General features: G+C 75.6%; 20 protein-coding genes. 9 read left to right on the top strand and 11 right to left on the bottom strand.

Features of this window, described 5'->3' with window-relative positions; genetic code table 11:
• Window positions 1–79: 79 nt before the first annotated feature.
• Complete coding sequence (locus AC5K6T_RS11725) at window positions 80–580, bottom strand: F0F1 ATP synthase subunit B (RefSeq protein ID WP_493208221.1); 501 nt, start codon at window positions 578–580, stop codon at window positions 80–82.
• A 266-nt stretch (window positions 581–846) separates the two neighbouring features.
• Here AC5K6T_RS11725 and AC5K6T_RS11720 point away from each other — a divergent pair, with 266 nt between their 5' ends.
• Window positions 847–1,563 (top strand): MerR family transcriptional regulator, encoded by a 717-nt coding sequence (locus AC5K6T_RS11720; protein WP_493208219.1) that lies wholly within the window; start codon window positions 847–849, stop codon window positions 1,561–1,563.
• Window positions 1,564–1,794: 231 nt separating this feature from the next.
• On the opposite strand, the gene AC5K6T_RS11715 is transcribed toward AC5K6T_RS11720, so the two are convergent.
• From AC5K6T_RS11715 to AC5K6T_RS11705, 3 genes are read right to left on the bottom strand one after another with little or no spacing between them, the layout of a single operon-like run.
• Window positions 1,795–3,975, bottom strand: coding sequence for a 3-hydroxyacyl-CoA dehydrogenase NAD-binding domain-containing protein (locus AC5K6T_RS11715; RefSeq protein ID WP_493208217.1), 2,181 nt, complete (start codon window positions 3,973–3,975; stop codon window positions 1,795–1,797).
• A gap of 37 nt (window positions 3,976–4,012) precedes the next feature.
• The gene (locus tag AC5K6T_RS11710) at window positions 4,013–5,227 is read right to left on the bottom strand and encodes an acetyl-CoA C-acetyltransferase (protein ID WP_493208216.1); all 1,215 of its coding nucleotides are present in this window, start codon (window positions 5,225–5,227) and stop codon (window positions 4,013–4,015) included.
• Window positions 5,224–6,480: a CaiB/BaiF CoA transferase family protein gene (locus tag AC5K6T_RS11705; protein WP_493208215.1), complete on the bottom strand. Its 1,257-nt coding sequence runs from the start codon at window positions 6,478–6,480 to the stop codon at window positions 5,224–5,226. Before AC5K6T_RS11705 ends, AC5K6T_RS11710 begins: the two co-directional genes overlap by 4 nt.
• A gap of 850 nt (window positions 6,481–7,330) precedes the next feature.
• Between AC5K6T_RS11705 and AC5K6T_RS11700 the strand changes: the two genes are divergently transcribed.
• Window positions 7,331–8,509 carry a saccharopine dehydrogenase family protein gene (locus AC5K6T_RS11700; RefSeq protein ID WP_493208213.1) on the top strand — a complete coding sequence of 393 codons (1,179 nt, stop codon included), beginning with the start codon at window positions 7,331–7,333 and terminating at the stop codon, window positions 8,507–8,509.
• A gap of 600 nt (window positions 8,510–9,109) precedes the next feature.
• Here AC5K6T_RS11700 and AC5K6T_RS11695 read toward each other — a convergent pair.
• The 3 genes from AC5K6T_RS11695 to AC5K6T_RS11685 all read right to left on the bottom strand — a co-directional run bounded on the left by AC5K6T_RS11695 (window position 9,110) and on the right by AC5K6T_RS11685 (window position 11,372).
• On the bottom strand, window positions 9,110–9,808 hold the full coding sequence (locus AC5K6T_RS11695; RefSeq protein ID WP_493208211.1) for an endonuclease V: 699 nt from the start codon (window positions 9,806–9,808) through the stop codon (window positions 9,110–9,112).
• Window positions 9,809–9,869: 61 nt separating this feature from the next.
• Window positions 9,870–10,193: a plasmid stabilization protein gene (locus tag AC5K6T_RS11690; protein ID WP_493208209.1), complete on the bottom strand. Its 324-nt coding sequence runs from the start codon at window positions 10,191–10,193 to the stop codon at window positions 9,870–9,872.
• Between the two features lie 147 nt (window positions 10,194–10,340).
• Window positions 10,341–11,372, bottom strand: coding sequence for a WD40/YVTN/BNR-like repeat-containing protein (locus tag AC5K6T_RS11685; protein WP_493208207.1), 1,032 nt, complete (start codon window positions 11,370–11,372; stop codon window positions 10,341–10,343).
• Window positions 11,373–12,082: 710 nt separating this feature from the next.
• Here AC5K6T_RS11685 and ssgD point away from each other — a divergent pair.
• From ssgD to AC5K6T_RS11665, 4 genes are all read left to right on the top strand, one after another.
• Window positions 12,083–12,499, top strand: coding sequence for a spore wall synthesis regulator SsgD (gene ssgD / locus AC5K6T_RS11680; protein ID WP_493208206.1), 417 nt, complete (start codon window positions 12,083–12,085; stop codon window positions 12,497–12,499).
• A gap of 528 nt (window positions 12,500–13,027) precedes the next feature.
• Window positions 13,028–14,650 carry an ABC-F family ATP-binding cassette domain-containing protein gene (locus AC5K6T_RS11675; protein ID WP_493208204.1) on the top strand — a complete coding sequence of 541 codons (1,623 nt, stop codon included), beginning with the start codon at window positions 13,028–13,030 and terminating at the stop codon, window positions 14,648–14,650.
• A 367-nt stretch (window positions 14,651–15,017) separates the two neighbouring features.
• On the top strand, window positions 15,018–15,794 hold the full coding sequence (gene ddaH / locus AC5K6T_RS11670; RefSeq protein WP_493208202.1) for a dimethylargininase: 777 nt from the start codon (window positions 15,018–15,020) through the stop codon (window positions 15,792–15,794).
• Between the two features lie 216 nt (window positions 15,795–16,010).
• Window positions 16,011–16,985, top strand: coding sequence for an acyl-ACP desaturase (locus AC5K6T_RS11665; RefSeq protein WP_493208201.1), 975 nt, complete (start codon window positions 16,011–16,013; stop codon window positions 16,983–16,985).
• A gap of 73 nt (window positions 16,986–17,058) precedes the next feature.
• Here AC5K6T_RS11665 and AC5K6T_RS11660 read toward each other — a convergent pair whose 3' ends face one another.
• The gene (locus AC5K6T_RS11660; protein WP_493208199.1) at window positions 17,059–17,304 is read right to left on the bottom strand and encodes a WhiB family transcriptional regulator; all 246 of its coding nucleotides are present in this window, start codon (window positions 17,302–17,304) and stop codon (window positions 17,059–17,061) included.
• A 229-nt stretch (window positions 17,305–17,533) separates the two neighbouring features.
• Here AC5K6T_RS11660 and AC5K6T_RS11655 point away from each other — a divergent pair, with 229 nt between their 5' ends.
• Window positions 17,534–18,328 (top strand): VOC family protein, encoded by a 795-nt coding sequence (locus tag AC5K6T_RS11655; protein WP_493208197.1) that lies wholly within the window; start codon window positions 17,534–17,536, stop codon window positions 18,326–18,328.
• 25 nt (window positions 18,329–18,353) lie between these two features.
• Here AC5K6T_RS11655 and AC5K6T_RS11650 read toward each other — a convergent pair whose 3' ends face one another.
• Both AC5K6T_RS11650 and ligD read right to left on the bottom strand, forming a co-directional pair.
• Entirely contained in the window at window positions 18,354–19,382 is a 1,029-nt protein-coding gene (locus AC5K6T_RS11650) for a LacI family DNA-binding transcriptional regulator (protein WP_493208195.1), read from the bottom strand.
• Between the two features lie 60 nt (window positions 19,383–19,442).
• Window positions 19,443–20,453 carry a non-homologous end-joining DNA ligase gene (gene ligD / locus AC5K6T_RS11645; protein WP_493208193.1) on the bottom strand — a complete coding sequence of 337 codons (1,011 nt, stop codon included), beginning with the start codon at window positions 20,451–20,453 and terminating at the stop codon, window positions 19,443–19,445.
• A 74-nt stretch (window positions 20,454–20,527) separates the two neighbouring features.
• Here ligD and AC5K6T_RS11640 point away from each other — a divergent pair, with 74 nt between their 5' ends.
• The gene (locus AC5K6T_RS11640) at window positions 20,528–21,598 is read left to right on the top strand and encodes an ATP-dependent DNA ligase (RefSeq protein WP_493208191.1); all 1,071 of its coding nucleotides are present in this window, start codon (window positions 20,528–20,530) and stop codon (window positions 21,596–21,598) included.
• A gap of 215 nt (window positions 21,599–21,813) precedes the next feature.
• Complete coding sequence (locus AC5K6T_RS11635) at window positions 21,814–22,806, top strand: DUF3048 domain-containing protein (RefSeq protein ID WP_493209305.1); 993 nt, start codon at window positions 21,814–21,816, stop codon at window positions 22,804–22,806.
• 113 nt (window positions 22,807–22,919) lie between these two features.
• On the opposite strand, the gene AC5K6T_RS11630 is transcribed toward AC5K6T_RS11635, so the two are convergent.
• Window positions 22,920–25,595 (bottom strand): ATP-binding protein, encoded by a 2,676-nt coding sequence (locus AC5K6T_RS11630; protein ID WP_493208189.1) that lies wholly within the window; start codon window positions 25,593–25,595, stop codon window positions 22,920–22,922.
• Window positions 25,596–25,628: the final 33 nt, after the last annotated feature.

Here is a 25,628-nt window from a genome sequence, read left to right as displayed (position 1 = left end):
GCTCCGCTGGAAGGGCCACAGTACGCCGTCGCCCGGCCGCGGCGCGGTCGTGGCCGGCCGCGCAGTTCCCCGCGCCCCTTCAGGGGGCCCCGGCTCGGCGGGGCTTCGCCGTGGGGGTGCGGGCGGGGGCGACCGGCTCGCCCAGGACACGGCCGGCGAGGTCCTCCGCGAGGGTGGGGACGTGGCGTCGCAGTTCCCGCTCCGCGGCGGCGCGGTCGGCCTGGATGCGGGCCGCGGAGTCGGCGAGGAGGGCCCGGCTTCTGCGCATGCCGTCGGCGCGGGCCTCGGCGACGAGGGCGGCGCCGTGCTCGTGGGCCCGCCGGCGGATGTCGGCGGCGTCGTGGCGGGCCTCGGCCAGCAGGGCGAGGGCCTGGTGGTGGACCGCGTCGGCCTCGGCCCGGGTCTGCTCCGCGCGGTGCCGTGCTCCGTCCGTGGCGTCCTCGCGCTCGGCCAGCACCCGGTTGATCCGCCGCAGCAGCCGCACCATGGCGGCGTAGCAGACGGCGAAGGTCACCACCGCGAACACCAGGTCCGCCACTCCGGGGTTGAGCGGACCGAGTTCCAGCGAGAGATTCTCCATGCCGTTGTCCTCCCCACGCACCCGCCTGTCCGTGCGGCATCGGAGAGCCAATTCTGGCGGAGATCCGACGCCTGGCGCGGCAACGCCTCGCGGCTCGGTCCCGGGCCGGGCCTCGGGCGCGGATCACGGGGGCGGATCACGGGGGGCGGATCTCGGGGGGCGGATCACGGGGCCCGGCCGGCGGGCGTCGTCGGCCGGGGATGACAGCCGTGGATGTGACAGCATGCGGTGTGACAGCGTGTGATGTGACAGCGATACTGCTGAACATGACGACGGACGCCGGGGAGCCCACCCTCACCATCGACGAGCTGGCCGCGCGCGCGGGTGTCACGGTCCGCACCGTGCGGTTCTACGCCACCAAGGGGCTGCTGCCGCCCCCGGTGATCGGGCCGCGCCGGGTGGGCCGCTACGGGGCCGGGCACCTGGCGCGGCTGGCACTGATCGAGGAACTGCAGCGCCAGGGCATGACACTGGCCGCGATCGAGCGCCAGTTGCGTGCCCTGCCGGCCGGGCTCAGCGCGCACGACCTGGCCATCCACCGGGCCGTGGTCGCGTCCTGGGCGCCGGAGGCGACGGAGTCGGTCTCGGGCGGGGAGCTCGGCCGGCTGGCCGGGCGGCCGCTCGGCGAGGAGGACGTCGAGCGGCTCGTCGCGCTGGACGTGGTCACCCGGGAGGACGACGGCCGGTTCCGGGTCGACGTCGGGCTGCTGCGGCTCGGGGTGGACCTGCTGGACGTGCCGCTGTCGCAGGAGACCATCCTGGCCGCGCGCAGTGCCCTGATCGAGCATTCCCGGGCGGCGGCGGGAGAGCTGTCGCGGCTCCTGCGGGAGGCGGTCGCCGAACGCGCCCCGCAGGAGGTGAAGTCCCTGTCCGCGCACATGCATCCGCTGGTGGTGCAGGCGCTGCTGACGACGTTCCAGCGGTCGTTGCGGGAGGAACTGCGGGCCTGGCTGAGCGAGCCCGCGGCCGGGCCCCACGACTGAGCCCGCCGGCCGGCGGCCCGGGGCTCTGGGGTGGAGGTGCCCCGGCCGACGGCGGCCTGGTACCGACGGACGGGCCCCCGGCGGAGGCCGGGAGCCCGTGTCCGGCCGTCGGGAGCGGGCTGCCGCCGCCCGTGGGCGGCGGCAGCCCGGTTGCCGTCGGCCGGAGGCCGGGGCCCGTCCTCCGCCGCCGTCAGCCGCCGCCGTCGGCCGGCGCCGGTCAGCCGCCGCGGGTCAGCCGGCGTCCGTGAAGGTCTCCCCCCGCTCGGCCTTCTCGACGAGCAGCGCGGGCGGGGCGAAGCGGTCGCCGTAGCGCTCGGCGAGTTCACGCGCGCGGGCCGTGAAGCCGGGCAGGCCGCCCTCGTAGCCGTTGATGTACTGGAGCACGCCGCCGGTCCAGCCGGGGAAGCCGATCCCGAGGACGGAGCCGATGTTGGCGTCGGCGACCGAGGTCAGCACCCCTTCCTCCAGCAGCCGGACGGTGTCCAGCGCCTCGGCGAACAGCATGCGCTCCTGCATGTCCTCGAACGGGACGCCGTGGTCGGCCCGGGTGAAGTGCTCGCGCAGGCCCGGCCAGAGCCCGGCGCGGCTGCCGTCCTCGGCGTAGTCGTAGAAGCCCGCGCCGCCGCTGCGGCCGGTGCGGCCGAACTCGTCCACCATGCGGTCCACGACGGCCTCGGCGGGGTGCGGCCGCCAGGTGCCGCCGGCCTCCTCGACCGCGCGCCGCGACTCGCTGCGGATCCTGCGCGGCAGGGTCAGCGTCAGCTCGTCCATCAGGGACAGCACCTTCGCCGGGTATCCGGCCTGGGCGGCCGCCTGCTCGACGGAGGCGGGGTCGACGCCCTCGCCGACCATGGCGACGCCCTCGTTGATGAAGTGCCCGATGACCCGGGAGGTGAAGAAGCCGCGCGAGTCGTTGACGACGATCGGCGTCTTGTTGATCTGCCGGACCAGGTCGAAGGCGCGGGCGAGGGCCTCGTCGCCGGTGCGCTCGCCCTTGATGATCTCCACGAGGGGCATCTTGTCGACGGGCGAGAAGAAGTGCAGCCCGATGAAGTCGGCCCGGCGGTGCACGCCCTCGGCGAGTGCGGTGATGGGCAGGGTGGAGGTGTTGGAGCACAGCAGCGCGTCGGGGGCGACGACGTCCTGGACCTCCTGGAACACCTTGTGCTTGAGAGCGGTGTCCTCGAAGACGGCCTCGATGACCGCGTCGCAGCCCGCGAGGTCGGCGCTCTCGGCGGTGGGCGTGATCCGGGCGAGCAGCGCGTCGGCCTTCTCCCGGCTGGTACGGCCCTTGGCGACGGCCTTGGCGCACAGCTTCTCGGAGTAGCCCTTGCCGCGGGCGGCGGCCTCCGCCGAGACGTCCTTCAGGACGACGTCGATGCCCGCGCGGGCGCAGGAGTAGGCGATGCCCGCGCCCATCATCCCGGCCCCGAGCACGGCGACCTTGCGGACCTGTCGCGGTGCGACGCCCCGGGGGCGGTTGGCGCCGGAGTTGACGGCCTGGAGGTCGAAGAAGAAGGCCTGGATCATGTTCTTCGAGGTCTGTCCGGCGGCCAGTTCCACGAAGTAGCGGGCCTCGATGACCTGCGCGGTCTCGAAGTCGACCTGGGAGCCCTCGACGGCCGCCGCGAGGATGGCGCGCGGGGCGGGGTAGGGGGCGCCGCCGGTCTGCTTGCGCAGGGTGGCGGGGAAGGCGGGCAGGTTCGCGGCGAACCTGGGGTGGGCCGGGGTGCCGCCGGGGATACGGTGGCCGGGCACGTCCCAGGGCTGCCGGGCCTCGGGGTTGGCGTCGATGAACGCGCGTGCCCTGGCCAGCAGTTCCTCCGGGGTGGCGGCCACCTCGTGGACCAGGCCGTTCTCCTGGGCGCGCCGGGCGTTGTACTGGGTGCCCTGCAGGAGCACCTTCAGCAGGGCGTCGGCGATGCCGAGGAGGCGGACCGTGCGGACGACGCCGCCGCCGCCGGGGAGCAGGCCGAGGGTGACCTCGGGGCAGCCGATGCGGGTGCCGGGCGTGTCCAGGGCGACGCGGTGGTGGCAGGCCAGGGTGAGCTCGTACCCGCCGCCCAGGGCGGCACCGTTGATCGCGGCGACCACCGGCTTGCCGAGGGTCTCCAGGCGGCGCAGGTCGCGCTTGAGTTCCAGGCCGCCGTCGAGCAGTTGCTGCGCGGTCTCGGGCGTGACGCGGATCAGGTCGCGCAGGTCGCCGCCGGCGAAGAAGGTCTTCTTGGCGGAGGTGAGGATGACGCCGCGTACGGAGTCCCGCTCCGCCTCCAGGCGGTCGACGGTCGCGGAGAGCGAGGCGCGGAACGCCGCGTTCATGGTGTTGGCGGACTGGTCGGGATCGTCGATGACGAGGGTGACGACACCCGTGTCGTCCTGTTCCCAGCGGATGGTCGTGGACTCAGTGCTCATGAGGGAGGGTGCTCCGTAGGAATCCGTCGGGAAGGGGTCAGAGACGCTCGATGACGGTGGCGATGCCCATGCCGCCGCCCACGCACAGCGTGGCGAGGCCGTACCGCTTGTCCTGGCGCTCCAGTTCGTCGACCAGGGTGCCGAGGATCATCGCGCCGGTGGCGCCGAGCGGGTGGCCGAGGGCGATGGCGCCGCCGTTGACGTTGACCTTGTCCAGCGTGAGGCCCATGTCCTTCACGAAGCGCAGGACGACCGCGGCGAACGCCTCGTTGATCTCGACCAGGTCGATGTCGTCGATGGTGAGCCGGGCCTTGGCGAGGGCCTTGCGGGTGGCGGGCGCGGGCCCGGTGAGCATGATGGTGGGCTCGGAGCCGGAGACGGCGGCGGAGACGATCCGGGCGCGCGGGGTGAGTCCGTTGCGCTCTCCGGCCTCCTTGGAGCCGATGGCGACGAGCGCGGCGCCGTCCACGATGCCGGAGGAGTTGCCCGCGTGGTGGACGTGGTCGATCTTCTCGACCCAGTGGTACTTCTGCAGGGCGACGGCGTCGAAGCCGCCCAGTTCGCCGATGTCCGCGAAGGACGGCTTCAGTCCGGCGAGGGAGTCGGCGGTGGTGCCGGGGCGCAGGTGCTCGTCGTGGTCGAGGACGACCAGTCCGCTGCGGTCGCGGACCGGCACCACCGAGCGGGTGAAGCGGCCGTCCTTCCAGGCGGCCGCCGCCCGCTCCTGCGACAGCGCGGCGTACTCGTCGACGTCGCGGCGGGAGAAGCCTTCGAGGGTGGCGATGAGGTCGGCGCCGATGCCCTGCGGCACGAAGTTGACCGCGAGGTTGGTCATGGGGTCGTTGAACCAGGCTCCGCCGTCGGAGGCCATCGGCACCCGCGACATGGACTCCACGCCCCCGGCGAGGACGAGGTCCTCCCAGCCGGAGCGGACCTTGGCCGCGGCGAGGTTGACGGCTTCCAGACCGGAGGCGCAGAAGCGGTTCTCCTGGACGCCGGCGACGGTGTCGGGCAGCCCGGCGGCGATCGCGGCGATGCGGGCGATGTCGGAGCCCTGGTCCCCGACCGGGCCGACGACGCCGAGCACGACGTCGTCGATCGTGGCCGGGTCGAGGTCCGGGAAGCGGTCGCGGAGTTCGTGGATGAGTCCGACGACCAGGTCGATGGGCTTCGTGCCGTGCAGGGAGCCGGTCGCCCTGCCGCGCCCGCGCGGGGTGCGGATCGCGTCGTACACATACGCTTCGGTGCTCACGGGGTGGCCTTTCCACGGGGGTTGCGGGGCGCGGGGGTGTCATCGGTGCCCGGCCGCGGCGCGGCGGCGCCGGCCGGCGGGCGCGGGGCGGGGTCGGCCTCGGCCGGCGGTCCCGGTGCGGGGGCGCCGGCCGCCAGTCGCGGTACGTCCCAGTCGCGGGCCACGTCCCGGGTGTCGGCGCCGGGCAGGGCCGGGCCGGTACGGACCGCGGTGGGCGTGCCGGAGAAGCGGGGCGCGGGGGCGGGCTGGGTGATGCCGCCGTGGTCGGTGAAGGTGCCGCGGGCGGCGAGGTGCGGGTGGTGCGGGGCCTCGCGCAGCGACAGCACGGGCGCCACACAGGCGTCCGACCCTTCGAACACGGCCGTCCACTCGTCGCGGGTCCGGGTCCGGAAGCGGGCCGTGACCGCCTCGCGCAGTTCGCCCCAGCGGGTGAGGTCGCCGTGGGCCGGGGCGAGGCCGGGCAGCCCGAGCAGGTCGAGGAACTCGGCGTAGAACCGGCGCTCCAGGGCACCGACCGCCATGTACCCGCCGTCGGCCGTCTCGTAGGTGCCGTAGTACGGGCAGCCGCCGTCCAGGAGGTTGGCGCCGCGCCGGTCCTGCCAGCCGCCCGCGGCGAGCATGCCGTGGATCATCGTGGAGAGGTGGGCGGCGCCGTCGACCACGGCCGCGTCGACGACCTGCCCGGAGCCGGTGGCGCGGGCGTGGTGCAGCGCCGCGAGCACGCCGACGACGAGGTAGAGGGAGCCGCCCGCGTAGTCGCCGACCAGGTTGGCGGGGACGGCGGGGGGCGTGTCCGGCGCCCCGATCAGGCCGAGGGTGCCGGTCGGCGCGATGTACGCGATGTCGTGCCCGGCCCGGTGGGCCAGCGGGCCCTCCTGACCCCAGCCGGTCATCCGCCCGTACACCAGCGCGGCGTTGCGGGCGTGGCAGTCCGCGGGTCCGACGCCGAGGCGTTCGGCGACGCCGGGACGGTACCCCTCGACGAGGACGTCGGCCCGCTCGGCGAGGTCGAGGACCCGGGCCGGGCCGTCGGGTGACTTCAGGTCGACGAGCACGGAGCGCTTGTTGCGGTTGGTGACGTCGTAGGCCGGGTCGACACCCAGTCCGGGGCCTCCGGGGCGGTCCACCCGCACCACGTCGGCGCCCAGGTCGGCCAGCAGCATCGCGGCGAACGGGCCGGGGCCGATCCCGGCCAGTTCGACCACGCGCACGCCCGCGAGCGGGCCCTGCCCCGGCGTCCTCGCCGTCGTCATCCGGCCCCCAGCCGTTTGTGTGACACCAATGATGTAACACCAGTGATGTTAAGAACGCGTTCCGGTCCGGGCAAGACCTGGAAGAGCAAGCGCTTAGACAATCTACGGCGCCGGGCCCGACCCGGCACACCTCCGGCGCTCCCGATCCGGCACCCGGGCGCCCCCGGACGCCCCCGACGGCACCCGGCACCCGGCACCCGGCCATGCGGGACTTGGCAGGCCTCTCGGGCCGCACGGACCCGCGTGCGCCCCGGCGGTCACCCGCGTTCTGCCGGGCAGCGCTCCCCCACCCCGGGCCACGGGTGCGGCACCCGTCGCGGGGTGCACCGGTCACCGGGTGGCGGGTTCCGCCGTGGGGCGCTTCGGGGGCGTCGGCGCGGCCGGTCTCCCCGGCCCGGTCGCCGGGCGGTCCGCCCGCGGGCTGCCGGTACCTCCCGGCGGCACGCCGCCCCGGCCCGCCCGGCCGAGGCCGTGTCCGCCCGGCCGGGCGCCCGGGGGCCGAGGGCGTGCGCGTGGGGGCCGAGGGCGTGCGCGTGGGCGGTCCGGTCCGTGAGCCTGGCGGTGGCGCCCGTCGGTCTCGTCCGTGAGCCTGGCGGTGACCGTCGGTCGGCTGCCGTCGGTCACCCCCAGGGACACGAACCCCTTCTTGCCGACCTCGACGACGGTCTCCTCCGGGGGAGGTCCTCCGCAGCGCCCGGCAGCGTCAGGGCGAACGCGCGCACTTCCTCCCACTTGTTCAGGGCATGTCCGGTGACAGTCACCGCACACCTCCGGGCTCGTCGCCGGGCTCCGTAGCGCGCACGCTAGCCTCAGCCACCGACAACGGCGCGGCCGCGGACCAAGGGGTGTCATGAGCAGGCTGAAGAAGGCGGAACGTCCGTACGACATCGTGCTCTTCGGAGCCACCGGTTTCGTCGGGAGGCTCACCGCCGGGTACCTGGCGGCGAACGCCCCCGACGGACTGCGCTGGGCGGTCGCGGGCCGGGACGAGGCCCGGCTGGAGCGGCTGCGCGACGGGCTGCCGGGCGGGGAGAAGGCGGGTGTGCTGGTCGCCGACGTGGCCGACCCGGAGTCCGTGCGCGCGCTGGCCGGCCACGCGCGCGTGGTCGCCTCGACCGTCGGCCCCTACGTGCGCCACGGCGGGGACCTGGTGGCCGCCTGCGCGGACGCGGGCACGGACTACCTGGACATCACCGGGGAGCCGGAGTTCGTGGACCTGATGTACGTCCGGCACGACGCACGCGCGCGGGAGACGGGCGCGCGCCTGGTGCACGCCTGCGGGTTCGACTCCGTTCCGCACGACCTGGGGGCCTACTTCACCGTGCGGCAGCTGCCGGAGGGCGTGCCGTTGACCGTGGACGGCTACGTGACCGCCGACGCGTCCTTCTCCGGCGGCACCCTGGCCTCCGCGCTGGGACAGTTCGCCCGCGGCCGGCAGATGCTCGCGGCCGCACGGGACCGGCGCCGGCACGAGCCGCGCCTGGTGGGCCGCCGGGCGTCGACGCCGGCCGGCGCCCCCCGCTACGCCGCCGAGGTCGACGCCTGGGCGCTGCCGCTGCCGACCATCGACCCGCAGATCGTGGGCCGTTCGGCACGGGCCCTGGAGCGCTACGGGCCCGACTTCCGCTACCGCCACTACGCCGCGGTGCGGCATCTTCCGGTCGCGGTCGGCGGGGCCGCCGCCGTCGGCGCGCTGTTCGCGGCCGCCCAGGTGCCGGCCGCCCGGCGGGCGCTCTCCGCGCGGCTGCGGCCCGGTGAGGGCCCGAGCCCCGAGAAGCGGGCCCGGAGCTGGTTCTCCGTGCGGTTCGTCGGCGAGGGCGGCGGCCGCCGGGTGTACACCGAGGTCGCGGGCGGCGACCCCGGCTACGGCGAGACGGCCAAGATGTTCGCCGAGGCGGCCCTCGCGCTCGCCTTCGACGATCTGCCCCCGACCGCGGGCCAGGTCACGACGGCACAGGCGATGGGCGACGCCCTGACCGGGCGGCTGACCCGCGCGGGCATCACGTTCCGGGTGGCGGCGGTCCGCTGAGCCGGGCCGCGCCGCGCGGCCGCCCGCCGGGTGGGGCCGCCCGCCGGGTGGGGCCGCCCGCCGGGCGCGCCGCCGTGACGGCGACCGGCCCGGCCCGTCCGCCGGGTGACGGCCGTCCGGCAGGACCGCCCGCCGGGCGACGGGGACCGACCGGGCACCGTGCCGGATGACGGCCGCCCGCCGGACCCGCCCGCGGCCGGCGGCGCGGCACGGGGCAGCCGCGGCGGCCCGTCCGCCGTGGATCCCCGTGCCCGTCCGCCCTGGGTCCCCGTGCCCGTCCGCCGTGGGTCCCCCATGCCCGTCCGCCGTGGGTCCCCCGTGCCCGGGCGAAGGCCACCGAGAAGGCCGGGCAGGCTCGACGACAGGCGTGCAGCGCCCTTGCAGGGCGCGGGGAGCCGCGCGACCAGCCACGACGGCGCAGCGGTCGGCCGCTGTCGTACCGCGGACCTCCCGGCGGAGCGCTCCGCTCGCCTCGCGCCGCCGCTCCGGTCGCGCCCGCCGCCTCCGCGACGTGCGGGCGCGCCGCCTCCGGACGGCCGTGCGCGCCACGGGGACGGCGGTGCGCTCTCCGGGTCCGGGCCGCCCCCTCCCGCCGCCGGGCTACCCCGCCGCGGCGAGGGCCTCCCGCAGCGCACGCCGGCACAGGGCGTCCGCGCGGCGGGTGGTCTCCGGCAGGCGGTGGTCCGGGGTCAGGCGCAGCACATGGGCGCAGGCGGCGGCGAGGGAGACGCGGTGGCCGACGGAGACGTACACCGGCTTCACCCCGTCGCGGGTGCGCAGGGCGCGGCCCACCTCCTCCTCGCCCGCGAGCAGGGGCGTGGACGAGCCGCGCGGGGTGGCCGGTTCGGTGTGCCGGAAGGTGAAGGGGTTCTTGGCGACGCCGATCGCGGGCAGCCCGGTCAGGACCCCCAGATGGCTGGCGAGGCCGAAGCGGCGGGGGTGGGCCAGACCGTAGCCGTCGCAGACGACCAGGCCGGGCGGCCCCGGCAGGGCGTCCAGCGCGGCCCGCACGGCCGGGATCTCCCGGAAGGCCAGCAGCCCGGGGACGTACGGGAACGGGATCCGGCCCACCGCGGTCGCCTCCGCGACCACGTCGAGGCTCGCCCCGTCGAGCGTGACGGCCGCGGCCGCCACCAGGTCGCGCTCGTCGTCGTAGGCCACGTCCACGCCGGTCACCCGGCCCGAGCCGGGCGGCGGCCCCGGCTCGTCCAGCACCACCCGCCCGCGCAGCGCGTCCTGCACCGCGCGGGCCTCCTCCTCGGTCGCGGGCCAGCCCGCGGGAACGCTCACGGTCGTCATCGTGAAACCGAGCGTACGGCCTTCCGCTCCGGAGCCGCCCCGGGCCGGGCCCGGCCCGGGTTCACTTGCCGAGCGCCCTCCGCAGCTGCGCCTTGTTCATCTCCGAACGGCCGTGGACGTCACGGCGCCTGGCCTCCTCGTACAGCTGGTCGTAGGTGGGGCCCTGGGCCCCCTTGCCGGAGCGCAGCCCGCCGCGCCTGCCGGAGGAGGTGTCCTCGGTCGAGACGCGGCTCGCCGTCTCCGACTCGCCGGACCGGGCGCGCTCCTTGTTCACGGTGCGCGCGGCGATCTCCTCGGCGCGCTTGCGGCTCTCGCCCCGGTCCAGCGCGCTCTGCCTGATGTGCTCGTACTGACGCTCCCGCTTGGGGCCGGAACCGCGTGGCATGGGCCACCACTCCTCTCGTACGCCGTCCCCGGGTACGGACCGGACGGCCGGGTGTCTGGCCCGGCGCGGGGCACCGGCCTCCCGGGCGCCCGCCCGGACCGGGTACGCGTCACCGGGTACCCGGTGACGCGGCGGCACACGCGCGGCTCAGCGCTCCAGGCGCGCCACCCGGCCGGCCTCGCCGGCGGCCCAGCAGCCGCGGTCGCGGGCGCAGTCGACCGTGTCGTAGGAGCCGGGGTCCACGGTCCGCCAGGTGCGGCCCGCATCCGTGGTGAGATCGGTGCCGGTGGGGCCGACCGCGAGGGCGGCGGTGCGGCTGTGCGGCAGCCAGGCCACGCCGGAGCGGTAGGCGGGCGGGGGCTCGGCGGCGGGCCGCCAGGTGCGGCCGCCGTCGCCGGTGCGTGCCGCGGCCCGCGGTGAGGCCTGGTCGGGGCGGTAGTCGCCGCCCACGGCCAGGCCGTGCGCACGGTCGCGGAAGGCGAGGGCGAAGACCCCGCGGGCCGGGTCGCCGGCGGGCACCGGTGTCCCGGCCGCCGTCCAGGTCAGTCCGCGGTCCGCGGAGTGCAGCACGCGCGCGCGGGCCGCGCCGCCCGTGGCGAGCCAGACGTCCTTCGGTCCGGCGGCCACCAGGCACTGGCCGCTCGCCGCGAACCCGGCCTCGCCCTCCAGCGCCGGCGGCATGCCCGCGGCGGGCAGGACCCGCCAGGTGCGGCCGCCGTCCGCGGTCGACAGGATGCGGAACCGGCCGTCGACCGGGTCGCTCATGGCGAGTCCGTGACGGTGGTCGAAGAAGGCGAGGCAGTCGTAGAAGGCCCGGGCGTCGGTGTTGCGGAAGGACTCGGTCCAGGTGGTGCCGCCGTCGTCCGTGCGGTACACACGGGAGGCCTCGCCCTCGCCGATGGCGAGGACCACCGCACGGCGGGCGTCGAAGGCCTCGATGTCCCGGAACTGGAGCTCCTCGGCACCCGGCGGCGAGACGTTCCGCCAGCTCGCGCCGCCGTCGGTGGTGCGCAGCACGGTGCCGGCGCTGCCGGACACCCAGGCGACGCGGTGGCTGACGGCCGCCAGGCCGCGGAGGCGGGCCGTCGTCGCGGTGCCGGTGTCCTTCAGCGCCCAGTGCGCCCCGCGGTGCGGATGCCACCGCGTCGCCGCCGCCTCGTCCGCTCCGGCCCCGGCCACCCGTCCTGCCGCCCCCTCGGCCCGGGGTGCCCGCCCGGCTCGACCGCCCCGACCTGTCTGACCTGCCTGACCTGCCTGACCGGTTTGACCGGCCTGAACGGTTCGACCGGCCCGCGGACCGTGCGTGCCCGGTGCGTCCTGCCCGCTCTGCAGGGTCTGCTCCGGCTGGCGGGCCTGTGCGGATGCGGTGGCGAGGACGGCGAGCGCCGCCCCGCAGACCGCCGCAACGGCCGCCTTCCTGGCGGCCCTTGGCGTCCGCCCCGACCCTCGCGTGCTCCCCATACGCCTCATGGCGCGCGAAGCTAGCCGACCGCCCCCGGCCCGTCCAGAGGGCCTGGACCCGTCGCGGCGTGCCCGGACACGCGCGGGCCGGCATCCCGCGGCCGGAACCCCGGCCGACCTCGTCGGCCCGGAGCGAGCCCGGCACCGGCCCGGCACCGCCGGACCGGAACCGGCCGGAAGCAGCCGGAAGCAGCCGGAAGCGGGGTGAGGGCGGCGCGCTCCGGCGGAGGCCTGTGGGGAAGTCGTGGGGAGGCGGAGGGGAGGCGGCGAAGGCCGGGCGAACGGGGACCGAGCCGCGGCCGGGATGGAACACGGTGACAGAGGTCACTGGTGACTCAGGTGCACGCGGTGGCCGATTCCCTCGTCTCTTCCATCAAGGGGCCTCATCCACCCGGAGCTCCGTCCCGACGTCGCAAGGGAGCCAGGCCTTGTCCACCGTGATCGAGCAGCCCGTCGAGGCCCGTCTGATCTCCACCATGCCGCGGATGCAGTTCATCCCGGCCGCGCTGCACTACGACCCGAGTGACCCGTACGCCGTCCACATGACCTTCCCCGCGCAGGCCACCCTGGAGGGCGTCGAGGTGGTCTGGACGTTCGCCCGCGAGCTGCTGGCGGCCGGCCTGGAGGGCGCCGAGGGGCAGGGCGACGTCCGCGTACGGCCGTACGGGTACGAACGCACCGAGCTGGAGTTCCACGCGCCGGAGGGCACGGCCGTCGTCCACCTGCACTCCGGTGAGGTACGGCGGTTCCTGGACGCGGCCGCGGCGCTGGTGCCGGTGGGGTGCGAGCACCGCATGCTCGACCTGGACGGCGACCTGGCGGAGCTGATGCGCGACGCCTGCTGACGCGCGACGCCCGCCGGCGCGGGCGGCCCCCGCGCCCGCCGCGACACCCCCCCTGTGCGAGCCGTCACCCGCCGTCGACGGCTCCCGTCGGCGCCCCGGCGTCCCCGCCGGTGCGGCCTCCCCGTACCGGTTCCCTCCGACGGGCCCGCGGCCTCCCCGGGCCGGCTCCCCGCTCACACGCCGGCCCCCGGCCACGCCGCCCGGCCCCCGGCCGCGCCGCCCGGGCCGCGGCGTCGGCCGGCCCCGCCGTAATTCCGTTGACGGCGCCCACCGCCTCTCCTACCGTTCATGTCGGACCTGTTGCCGCCGAGGGGAGAAGGACGTTGCTCGTCTGAGGTTCTGAGACACCGCGCCGCACCTGCGAGGTGCGTGCGCCGCGTGCGACCTCGGCGTCCGAGCCGTCCCTGCGGAGCAGGCCCCTTTGCATGTCCCGGCCGCTCCCCTCTGCCCGCCCTGCGGGTGGTCGCCCGCCTCCGGTGTCTCGACACGCGCTTGCCCTGCCCATGTCGCGCAACCGCGGAGGCCCGCATGCATACCTCGATCACCTGTACCTCACTGTCGTTCTCCTGGCCCGACGGCACCCCCGTCCTGGACGGGCTCGACCTCTCCGTCGGCCCCGGCCGCACCGGCCTGGTCGGCGTCAACGGCGCCGGGAAGTCCACCCTGTTGAAGCTCGTCGCCGGAGAACTCACCCCGGTCGGCGGCACCGTGCGCGTCACCGGCGAGATCGGCTACCTGCCGCAGAACGTCACCCTGGACACGGCCCAGCGCGTCGACCACGCCCTCGGGGTGGCAGAACGGCGTGCCGCGCTGCACGCCATCGAGGCGGGCGACGCGGCCGAGGAGCACTTCGAGACGGTCGGCGACGACTGGGACGTCGAGGAGCGCGCCCTCGCCACACTCGGCGAACTCGGCCTCGGCCACCTCGGGCTGGACCGCACGGTCGGCGACCTGTCGGGCGGCGAGTCGGTGCTGCTGCGGCTGGCCGCGCTGCTGCTGCGCCGCCCGGACGTGCTGCTGCTGGACGAGCCGACCAACAACCTCGACCTGTACGCGCGCCGGCGGCTGTACGAGGCCGTACGGTCCTGGCCCGGTGTGCTCGTCGTGGTCAGCCACGACCGCGAACTGCTCGAACTGGTCGACCGGATCGCCGACCTGCGCTCCGGCGAGGTCGCCTGGTACGGCGGCCCCTACTCGGCCTACGAGGCCGCCCTGGCCGGTGAACAGGAGGCGGCCGAGCGGATGGTGAGGGCCGCCGAGGCCGACCTGCGCAGGCAGCAGCGCGAACTGGCCGACGCCCAGGTCAAGCTGGCCCGCCGCAAGCGGTACGGGCAGAAGATGTGGGACAACACCCGCGAGCCGAAGGCCGTCATGGCGATGCGCAAGCGGACGGCCCAGGAGTCCGCGGGCAAGCACCGCATCCTGCACGAGGAGCGGCTGGCCGCGGCGAAGGAACGGCTCGGCGAGGCGGTGGAGGCGGTCCGGGACGACGCCGAGATCCGGGTCGACCTGCCCCGCACCGCCGTACCGCCCGGCCGTACGGTGCTCACCCTGGAGGACGTGGCCCTGGCGCACGGCACCCTGACCGGGGGACGGCTGGAGCTGCGCGGTCCTGAGCGGGTGGCGCTGCTCGGGCGCAACGGCGCGGGCAAGAGCACGCTGCTGCGCACGGTCGCCGGGGAGCTGGCACCGCTGTCCGGGGAGGTGCGGGCGCATGTGCCGCACCGGTTCCTGCCGCAGCGGCTGGACGTGCTGGACGACGAGCTGACGGTCGCGGAGAACGTGGCCCGGTTCGCACCGGACGCCACCCCCAACCGGGTCCGGGCGCGGCTGGCCCGCTTCCTGTTCCGGGGCGCGCGGGCGGACCAGCGGGTGGGCACCCTGTCCGGCGGGGAGCGCTTCCGGGCGGCGCTGGCCGCGCTGATGCTGGCGGAGCCGGCCCCGCAGCTGCTGATGCTGGACGAGCCGACGAACAACCTGGACCTGGCGAGCGTCCGGCAGCTCACCACGGCCCTGGAGGGCTACGAGGGGGCGCTGCTGGTGGCCAGCCACGACCTGGCGTTCCTGGACGCGCTCGGTGTCACGCGGCGGCTGCTGCTGGACGACGGGCTGCGGGAGATCACCGCGGAGGAGGCCGCTCCGTCCGCCTGAGGCGCCGCCGCCCGCGGCCACCGGCCCGCGTGACCGCCCAGCCCGCCCGGTAGCCCGGTCACGCGGTCACGCGGTCACGCGGTCACGCGGTCACGCGGTCACGCGGTCACGCGGTCACGCGGTCACGCGGTCACGCGGTCACGCGGTCACGCGGCGTCACCGTCCGGTTTCCGCCGCCGCGCATTTCGGGTGGGGCACAGCCTGGCAACGAGGGGTTCTGTCCGCGGGGGCGGGCTGTGCATGATGGCCCACCGGCGCCGCGGCCCGGAACCGGAACATCCCGCTCCGCACTGCCGTGCCTCCCGCTCGACAGCTCACGTCCGACAGCTCCCGCCCGACCTCTCCCGCCCGATACGGAGTACCTCTCGTGTCCAGCAAGAAGGCCCTGATCCGCCGCCCCGGTCCCCGCCTCGCCGAGGGGCTCGTCACGCATGTCGAGCGCTCCGTCGTGGATGTGGAGCTGGCGGCGGAGCAGTGGGAGGCGTACGCCGGGGCGCTGCGCGCGCACGGCTGGGAGACCGTGGAGGTGGCCCCGGCGGACGACTGCCCCGACGCGGTGTTCGTCGAGGACACGGTGGTGATGTACCGCAACGTGGCGCTGATCGCCCGGCCGGGCGCCGAGTCCCGGCGCGCGGAGACCGCCGCGGTGGAGCAGGCCGTGGCGGCGCTGGGCTGCTCGGTGAACTGGGTGTGGGAGCCGGGCACCCTGGACGGCGGCGATGTGCTGAAGGTGGGTGACACGCTGTACGTGGGCCGGGGCGGACGCACCGACGCGGCCGGTGTGCAGCAGTTGCGTGCCGCTTTCGAGCCGCTGGGCGCCCGGGTGGTCGCCGTCCCCGTGACCAAGGTGCTGCATCTGAAGTCGGCGGTCACCGCGCTGCCGGACGGGACGGTCGTCGGGCACCTGCCGCTGACGGACGCGCCCTCGCTGTTCGGGCGCTTCCTTCCGGTGCCGGAGGAGTCCGGGGCGCATGTGGTGCTGCTCGGCGGTGACCGGCTGCTGATGGCGGCGAGCGCGCCGAGGACGGCCGAGCTGTACCGGTCGCTGGGCTACACACCGGTCGTGGTGGACATCAGCGAGTTCGAGAAGCTGGAGGGCTGTGTGACGTGCCTCTCGGTGCGGCTGCGCGGGCTGTACGCCTGACGGGTGAGCCGTTCACCCGGCCGGCCCTGGGACCTGCGGGTCCCGGGGCGCGTCGGATGCCCGTACGACACCCCTGACCAGGGATCTTGGGGCGCATCTTTACCCCGAACTTAACCTACGGCTTCGTAACCTACGGATTCGTAGCCTACGATCCCGTAGGTTCCGGCGTCGCACGCCGGTGCGTTCCGCTTTGCTCTGCGTCCCCCTGGAGTACCCGTGACGATCACCTCTCCCCATCTGGGCAGCCCTTCCGCGTGGACCGACGCCCGGCTGCTGTACGCGCTGGAGGAAGTGGTCGAGACCGAGCTGAACCGGCACCTGAAGGTCGCCAAGGACTGGATGCCGCACGAGTACGTCCCCTGGAGCGACGCCCGCAACTTCCCCGGGTACTTCGAGGACGGCGAGGCCTGGTCCAAGGAGCAGTCGCAGGTCACCGAGGTCGGCCGGACCGCTCTGGTGGTCAACCTGCTCACCGAGGACAACCTGCCCAGCTACCACCACGAGATCGCCACGCTGTTCGGGCGGGACGGGGCCTGGGGCACCTGGGTGCACCGCTGGACGGCCGAGGAGGGCCGGCACGGCATCGTCATGCGCGACTACCTGCTGGCCTCGCGGGCGGTCGACCCCGACCAGCTGGAACGGTTCCGCATGGCGCACATGAGCGAGGGCTTCGAGTCCGACAACCGGCACTCGATGCTGCACTCGGTCGCCTACGTCGCCTTCCAGGAGCTGGCCACCCGTATCTCGCACCGCAACACCGGCCACCAGTCCGGCGACCCGGTCTGCGACCGCATGCTGGCCCGTATCGCGACCGACGAGAACCTCCACATGGTCTTCTACCGGAACCTGCTCAAGGCCGCGTTCGAGATCGCCCCGGACCCCACCATGCAGGCGGTGCGGGACGTCGTGGTCGACTTCCGCATGCCCGGCCACGGCATCCCCGGCTTCGAGCGGGCCGCCGCCCAGATGGCCATCGGCGAGGTCTACAACCTGCGCATCCACCACGACGACGTGATCCAGCCCGTGCTGCGTTTCCTGAAGGTCCTGGAGATCGACGGCCTCGGCCCGGAGGGCCTCCGGGCCCAGGAGGAGCTGGGCCTGTTCCTGGGCGGCCTGAACGACGAGGCTCTCAAGTTCGACGAGAAGCTCGCCGCCCGCAAGGCCCGGATGGCGGCTCGGGCGGGCCGCTGACCCGACACCCCGGGCCCGCATGAGCGGGCCTGGCCGGCCGCGCGGCCGCGCGTGCGGCCGGCCGGCCGCCGGGTCAGCTCGGCGTGCGGCGCAACTGCGCGCGCTCCTTCTCCGAGAGGCCGCCCCAGACGCCGAAGCGTTCGTCGTGGGCGAGGGCGTACTCCAGACAGGCCGGGCGCAGGTCGCACAGTCCGCAGATGCGCTTGGCCTCGCGGACCGAGCTGCCCGGCTCGGGGAAGAAGAAGTCGGCCCCGGTCTGCGCGCACAGGGCCTCGGACCGCCAGGCGGAGGAGTCCGGGGAAAGTGTGTCGGTGTGCATGGCCGAGATCGTGCCGGGCTGCGCAAAACGTTCGGTCAACGTGTCATCAACGCCCGTTTCCCGGGCGGTCGCGGCGCGGCGGCGGCACCCCGGACGGCCGCACGCCGGACGGCCGCACGCCGATGATGGTGCCCGCGCCGGCCTCGTACGCCAAGGCGGCGCGCGGCCGCCCGCGGGCGGTGCCAGACTCGGCGGAGCGGGCGTCCGGCCCGCCCGGAGGAGGGCGATGATGCTCAGCACCCGTTTCGTCCACGGCGCCCCGTACGGGATCGAGCTCGCCACCCCCGACCCCGCCGGGGCCGCGGCGTTCTACGCCGGCCTCTTCGGCTGGCGGTTCGGGCCGACCGGGCCCGAGGACGGCGGGCCCGGCGTGTTCCGGCTCGGCGGCTCCGCCGTCGCGGGGGCCCGGCGGACCGCCGCCGGGCAGGGTCCGGCCTCCTGGACCGCGCTCTTCCACAGCGCGGACGCCGACGCCACGGCCGAGGCCGCCGAGCAGGCCCGGGGCACCGTGCTGGAGCCGCCCGCGGACGGTGCGGACGGGGGACGGGCGGCGCTGCTCGCCGACCGGGCGGGCGTCGCCTTCGGCGTCCGCGGACCGGGGCGGGCCGGCGGTACGGACCTGGTGCGGGTGCCCGGCTCGCTGTGCTGGCTGGAGCTGTGCGCGCGGGACATCCCCGCCGCGGCCGGCTTCTACCACCGGGTGCTCGGCTGGGAGACGTCCTCCGTGACCCATCCCGGGGGCCGCTACACCTGTCTGCGCCCGGCCGGACAGGAGGAGGACGCCGTGTTCGGCGGGCTGGTCCCGCTCGGCGCCGACCCGGCGGAGGCCGACGACGCCCCGGACCCGTACTGGCTGGCGTACATCGAGGCGGCGGACCCCGACACGGTCACCGCCCGCACCCGCGAGCTCGGCGGCGCGGTCCGCAGGGCCCCGGCCGACCTGCCGGACGTCGGCCGCGTCGCCCAGCTCACCGACCCGCACGGCGCCCGCTTCGCGGTCGTCGCCACCGCCACGGGCCCCTGAGGCGGCGGCCTGCCCCGGGCCCGGGCTACGCGGTGGCCCGACGCACCAGGGTGGTCGGCAGGACCAGGCCGGCCGTGTCCGCCTCTCCGGCGAGCCGGCCCAGCAGCAGGCGGGCCATGAGCCGGCCCATCTCCTCTATGGGCTGCCGTACGGTCGTCAGGGGCGGGTCGGTCTGCTCGGCGACGGTCAGCATGTCGTCGAAGCCCACCACGGCGACGTCCTCGGGCACCCGCCGCCCGTGCGCGCGCAGCGCGCGCAGCGCGCCCGCGGCGGACAGGTCGTTGGCGGCGAACACGGCGTCCAGACCGGGGCTCCGCGCCAGCAGGGCGCGCATCGCCCGCTCCCCGCCGGACGGGGTGAAGTCGCCCTCGGCGACCAGTGCCGGATCGGGCCGGGCCACGGTGTCCCGGTAGCCGGCCAGCCGGTCCGCCGCGGAGGTCTGGTCCAGCGGGCCGGTGATGTGCGCTATCCGGTTGCGCCCCAGGGCGGCGAGATGCCGCACCGCGTCCCGCGCGCCGCCCCGGTTGTCACTGTCGACGTACACGGTCGGCGGCCCCCCGCCGGTCCCGTCGTCGCACCAGCCGGGGCGTCCGCCGAACACGGCCGGAACCCCGGCGCGGCGGATGAGGCCCGGCAGCGGGTCGTCCAGGTGCAGGGAGAACACCAGCGCACCGTCGACGTGTCCGCCGGCCAGGTAGCGCCCCACCCGGCCGTGGTCCTCCGGCCCTTCGGTGAGCAGCAGGACGAGCTGGTTGTCGTGGGCGGTCAGCTCCCTGCTGATGCCGCGCAGCTGGAGCGCGAAGAAGGGGTCGGCGAACACGCGGGTCTCCGGCTCGGCGATGACCACGGCGACGGCGTCGTGCCGACGGGTCACCAGGCTGCGTGCGGCCCGGTTGGGGACGTAGCCCAGCTCCTCCACGGCCCGCAGGACCCGCCGGACGAGCGGCTCGCGCACCCCTTCGCCGCCGTTGACCACACGGGAGACGGTGGCCCGTGACACCCCGGCCCGCGCGGCCACGGCCTCCAGTGTGGGGCGTGGCGCGGTCTCGGTCACGGTCCGGCTCCTCTGCTGCGGCTCGTGGATCAGGATAGCCAGCGGCCCGGAGCGACGCGGTCAGTGCTTCCTGGCCCGGCTGGGCTGCACCCTCTTCGGCTCGCCCGGCATCTTGGGGTACTCCGGCGGATACGGCAGGTCGGCCAGTCCGTGGTCGCGTTCGTCCCGGGCGGCCAGCTCCAGCAGGCCCTGAAGCGAGTAGGCGTGGTCGTCCATGTCGGCGTGGACGTCGCCGAGCCGGGCGAAGCGGCCGGGCATCGTGGCGAGATCGAAGTCGGCGGGGTGCGCCTCGCCGACCTCCTCCCAGCGCAGCGGGGCGGAGACCGGGGCGTGCGGGCGGGGGCGCACGGAGTAGGCGGAGGCGACGGTACGGTCGCGGGCGGTCTGGTTGTAGTCGACGAAGATGCGCTCCCCGCGCTCCTCCTTCCACCACTTGATGGTGACCCGGCCCGGCATCCGGCGCTCCAGCTCGCGGCCCACGGCGATGGCGGCACGGCGGACCTGGGTGAAGGTCCAGCGCGGCTCGATCGGCACGAAGACGTGCAGTCCGCGTCCGCCGGAGGTCTTCGGCCAGCCGCGCAGCCCGCCGAACTCGTCGAGAACGGAGCGCAGTTCGTGCGCGGCGCGGGCCGCGTCGGCGAAGTCGGTGCCGGGCTGCGGGTCGAGGTCGATGCGGAGTTCGTCGGGGTGGTCGACGTCCGCGCGGCGGACCGGCCACGGGTGGAAGGTGAGCGTGCCGTACTGGGCCGCCCACACCACGGCGGCCTCCTCGGTGGGGCACATCTCGTCGGCGCTGCGGCCGCTGGGAAAGGTGATGTGGGCGGTGGGGATCCAGTCCGGCATGTTCTTCGGGGCGCGCTTCTGGAAGAAGAACTCACCGTCCACGCCGTCGGGGTAGCGCTCCAGCGTGGTGGGCCGCTCGCGCAGCGCGCGCAGGATGCCGGGGGCGACCGCCTGGTAGTAGCGGGCGAGGTCCAGCTTGGTGTACCCGGGCTCCGGGAAGAAGACCTTGTCCGGGTTGGTCAGGCGCACGGTGCGGCCGCCCGTCTCCAGTTCCACCGCTTCGGCCATGCGGCCACCGTAGGCGTACCGGGCACACCTCGCACACCGGGCGAACCGGGCCTGGGGCGCGCAGAATCGGATGCATGGACCTGCCGGTGATGCCGCCCGTGAAGCCGATGCTCGCCAAGTCGGTGGCGGACATCCCGCCGGGGATGCAGTACGAGGCGAAGTGGGACGGCTTCCGGGCGATCGTGTTCCGCGACGGCGCCGAGATCGAACTGGGCAGCCGTACCGCGAAGCCGCTGACCAGATACTTTCCGGAGCTGGTGGCGGCGCTGGCGCAGCGGGTCCCGGGACGGTGCGTGCTGGACGGGGAGATCGTGATCGCCCGGGAGGGGCGGCTGGACTTCGACGCGCTCACCGAGCGGATCCATCCGGCCGACTCCCGGGTGCGCACGCTGGCCGGGCGCACCCCGGCCTCGTTCGTGGCGTTCGACCTGCTGGCGCTGGCCGACGAGTCGCTGCTGGACGTGCCGCTGACCGACCGGCGGGCCCTGCTGGCCCGGGCGCTGGAGGGGGTCACCCCGCCGGTGCACCTGGCGCCCGCGACGACCGACGAGGAGGTGGCCCGGACCTGGTTCGAGCAGTACGAGGGCGCCGGCCTGGACGGCGTGATCGCCAAGCCGCTGTCGGGGCGGTACCGGCAGGACGAGCGGGCCATGTTCAAGGTCAAGCACGAGCGCACCGCGGACGTCGTGGTGGCCGGCTACCGGCTGCACAAGAGCGGCCCCGTGGTGGGCTCGCTGCTGCTCGGGCTGCACGACGAGCGGGGGGTGCTCCAGCACGTCGGCGTGTCGGCGGCCTTCCCGATGGCGCGGCGCGCCGAGCTGGTCGAGGAGCTGGAGCCGCTGCGGATGGCCGACGCGAGCGGCCACCCGTGGGCCGCCTGGGCGGAGGAGGCCGCCCACGAGACGGCCCGGCTGCCGGGGGCTCCGAGCCGCTGGTCGGGGAAGAAGGACCTGTCCTGGGTGCCGCTGCGGCCGGAGCGGGTCGCGGAGGTCGCCTACGACCACATGGAGAACGGCGCGCGCTTCCGGCACACCGCCCGCTTCCGCCGCTGGCGCCCCGACCGCACCCCGGAGAGCTGCACCTACGCCCAGCTGGAGGAGCCGGTGCGCTACGACCTCGCGGAGATCCTCGGCCACGGCACCTGAGCCGGGCCGGAACCGGAGCCCGCCCGGCGTCCGCGGCGCCCCGCCCCCCTCCCCGTACGGCGGTGTGCCGGGCCGCCGGCATGGGCCGATCGGCCCCTTCCGTCCCGCCGTCGGGGGACGCCGCGCGCGATGTACCGGATGATGGGGTATGGCCTGCGATGACCTGATAAGCGCACAATCGACGACACAGGACAGGGCGGGTGGCCACGGTGGGCATGGAACGCAGGGCGCGCGGACGGCGCCGGGGTACGACGCGGGTGCTGCTGACCGCCGTGCTGGCGGCCGCCCTGGCAGCGGGCTGCTCCCCGGGCGGCTCCTCCGGCGGCGCGGACGACGGGCGTTCCCCGGACCGGACCGGAAGCCGGGAGCAGGGGCAGCCGACGGACCCGGCGGCCGGCGCGTCGGTTCTCGCCGTGAAGATCGACAACTCGGTGCGGGCCCGTCCCCAGACCGGACTCGGCAGCGCGGACGTCGTCTACGTCGAGCAGGTCGAGGGCGGTCTGAGCCGGCTGATGGCGGTGTACGCGACGGCCCTGCCCGCGGCCGTCGGCCCGGTGCGCAGCGCCCGGGAGACGGACCTGGAGCTGCTGCGCCAGTTCGAGGAGCCGACGCTCGCCTACTCGGGGGCGCAGCGCAGGCTGACGCCGCTGATCGACGCGGCGCCGCTCCGGGCGGAGCCGCCGGAGCAGGCGTCGGAGGCCTACTACCGGGGCACGGCCCGTCCCGCCCCGCACAACCTGTATCTGCGCCCCGCCGCGCTGCTGCCGGAGGCTCCCGGTGCCGCCGCACTGACCACCGGCTTCCGGTACGGGAAGACTCCCGCGGGCGGCATGGCGGACCTCTCCGAGACGGTGCGCTACCCGTCGGCGCGCTTCACCTTCACCTGGTCGCCGGAGAGCGGCGGCTATCTGGTGGACATGGACGGCACCGCCGCGACGAGCACGGACAGCGGCCCGCTGGCGCCCGCGACGGTCGTGGTGCAGTACGTGCGGGTGCGCGAGTCCGACTACCACGACTCGCTGGGCAACCGCACCCCCTTCACCGAGACGGTCGGGGAGGGCCGGGCGAGGGTGCTCCGCGACGGACGGGCCTTCGACGCCGTCTGGTCGCGCCCCGGGGCGTCCGACGGCACCACGTTCACGAGGCCCGACGGCACGCCGCTGGCGTTCGCCGAGGGCCAGGTCTGGGTGGTGTTCGCCGCGGCCTGACGCGCGGGCCGGACCGGCTGCCACGGACCGGCCGGTCCGGCCGACCCGGTCGGCGGGGCCGGCCCGGTCGGCGGGGCCGGGCGGATCAGCGGGCTCCGGCCGGTTCGGCCCGGTCAGCCGGGCAGGCGGTCCAGGCCCCGGCGCGCCCGGGCGGCGAGCCCGTCCGCGCCGCAGGAGCGGGCCAGGGTCAGGCCGCGGCCCAGTTCGCTCGCCGAGCCGGTCGCCAGGCCGTACTCGATCCGCGCGGCGGCGTGCTCGTACTGGCTGGGTGAGGCCTCCAGGTAGGCGACGGCCCGTTCGGCGAGGCGGGCCCGGTGCGGGCCGGTCTCCAGGGCCGCGGCACAGCGCAGGGCCTCGCCGATGGCGGTGTCGGTGCCGAAGCGCTCGGCCTGGCGGCGGGCGTCGGCGGCCAGCTGGGCGGCGCGGGCGGGGTCCTCGGCGGCGAGGGCGTGTGCGAGGTCGATGGTCCAGGGCGCGAGGACGGGGTTGTGCCCGCCACGGGCGGCGGCCGCCTTCTCGGCCTCGCCGAGTTCGTTGACGCCTTCCTTCGTGCGGCCCACGGCGAGCAGCAGCCGGCCGCGCACGGAGCGGGTGTCGGGCAGCACGATGGTGGAGGGGTAGGGCGGGGCGAAGCCGTACTGCTCGGCGAGCGACCAGGCCTCGTCGATGTGGCCGCGGGCGAGCAGGGTGTCGACGAGTCCGCAGGTCGCCGACCAGTACAGCGGCAGTCCGCGGCCGACGCGTTCGGCGATCCGCAGCGACTCGCGCAGCACGTTCTCGGCGTCGCGGAGCCGTCCCTGGCGACGGTAGGCGAGGCCCAGGAAGGCGTTGGCCAGGGCGAGATGGCCGCCGCTCCAGCCGGCCGTGGTGTAGGCGCGCAGTGCTTCGGAGAACAGGCTCTCGGCGCGGTCGAGCCGGTCGGAGTAGGCGTAGCAGCTGCCGAGCATCATCAGCAGTTCCATGCCCCACTCGGTGTCGGTCCAGCCCAGCCCGGGTGCGAGGCGGCCGTTGACGAGGGCGCGGTCGCACAGCTCGACGACCTCCTCCGCGTTCTCGCCGTGGGTCATGGCGTCGAAGGCGCGCAGGATGAGCAGGGCGCGTTCGGAGTTGTCGCGGCCGGTGCAGGTGGCGGCGAGCCGGGCGAGGCGTTCGGAGCGGCCGGGTGAGGCGGCCTCTCCGGCGTAGATGCCCTCCCACATGTACTGCACGGCCTTCAGCCGCAGCCGGGCGGGCCCGTCCGCGTGCCGGGCGGCCTCCGCCTCGATGGTGCGCACGGCCTGTTCGAGCTGGTCGTTGTGGAGCAGGGCCTGGGAGAGCCGGATGACGGCGTCGACGCGCTGGCCACCGTCGAGGCCGGGGATGGCGAGTGCGGAACGCAGGTGGCCGATGGTGGTGCGGGGCGAGGTGAGCAGGGTGGCGCAGCCCAGCTCGAACAGGACCTGGGCGTGGACCTCCTGCCGGGGCGGTTCGGCCAGGGCGCGTTCCAGGCAGCGGCGGGCGGCGTCCGGGGCGCCGACGGCGAGGTGTTCGGCGGCGGCCTCGCGGAGCTGCTCGACGAGTTCCGCGTCGTCGTCCGGGTGGACCTGGAGCAGGTGGCGGGAGGCCGCCGCGGCTCCGCGCCCGGAGTCGGTGACGACCCGCGCGGCGATGCCGTGCATGGCGGTGCGCAGCGCGTCGGGGATGGAGTTGTAGACGGCGGAGGCGATCAGCGGGTGGACGAACTCCAGCTCCCGGGCGCCGAGATGGGCGGCGGCGGGGCCGGACTCGGTCAGGATGCGGGCGGTACGCAGGCGTTCGGCGCAGCGGGCGGCGTCGTCGTGGGGCATGGTGGCGAGCCGGGCCACGAGGTCGACGGAGATGCCGGTGCCGAGGATGGCGGCCGCCCAGGCGAACCGGGTGGCCTCGATGCCCAGCCCCTCCAGCCGGGCGACGAGGCCGCCGCCGCGGGCCGAGCGGTTCAGGGCGCGCAGTTCGGCGGCGGAGGCCTCGGTCGGTTCGAGTTCGCTGTCCTGGACCTTGGCGAGGAGTTCGACGCTCTCGTAGGGGTTGCCGCCGGTGACGGCCCAGACCTCGCGGCAGAACGGGGCGTCGGCGTGCTCGCCGAGGGTGGCCCGGGTGAGTCCGGCCACGGCGTCCGGGGTGAGGGCGCTCAGACCGGTGACGGGGCCGCTCACGGCGGCGACCGCATCGAGGTGGCGGGCGCCTTCGCCGCTCAGGTCGCCGGGTCTGCGGGCGACGATGACCAGGACGGACAGGTCGTCGAGGCGTTCGGCGAACGCCGCGAGCCAGCGCAGCGTCTCCAGGTCGGCCCAGTGGGCGTCGTCGATCAGCAGCACGAGCGGCCAGTCCCGGCGGGCCAGACGGCGCACGGCGGCGACGAGTCCGTCGCACACGCCCTGCGGGTCGGCCCGGCGCTCGGTGGGGTCCGCTATGCCGAGGGCGGGGCCGGCGATGTCGTACCAGTCGCCGAGGTAGTCGCGGGCTTCTTCGGGCAGCAGGGAGACGAGGGCGGGCTGGAGGAGCTGGCGGACGCCGTTGAAGGGGACGGAGCGCAGCGTCTCGCCGCCGCGGGTGGACCAGACGGTGCAGGCGCGTGCCTCGGCGAGGCTGCGGGCCTCGCGCAGCAGGGCCGTCTTGCCGAGGCCGGCCTCGCCGCAGAACAGCAGCAGCCGGCCTGCCGATGTGCGGTCCGCGCACAGGACGTCGACCGCCCGCGCGATGGCGGCGACCTCCTCGTCGCGCTCCCACAGGGAGGCCGAGCCGGCCGCTGTGGGCCGTACCTCCGTCATCCCGCTACCTCCCCGAGTCGCCCGGACGACGTA

The organism is Streptomyces sp. B8-7, assembly GCF_058833805.1.
Note: the sequence above shows the minus strand (reverse complement) of the source record. Positions and strands in the feature narration are given on the sequence as shown.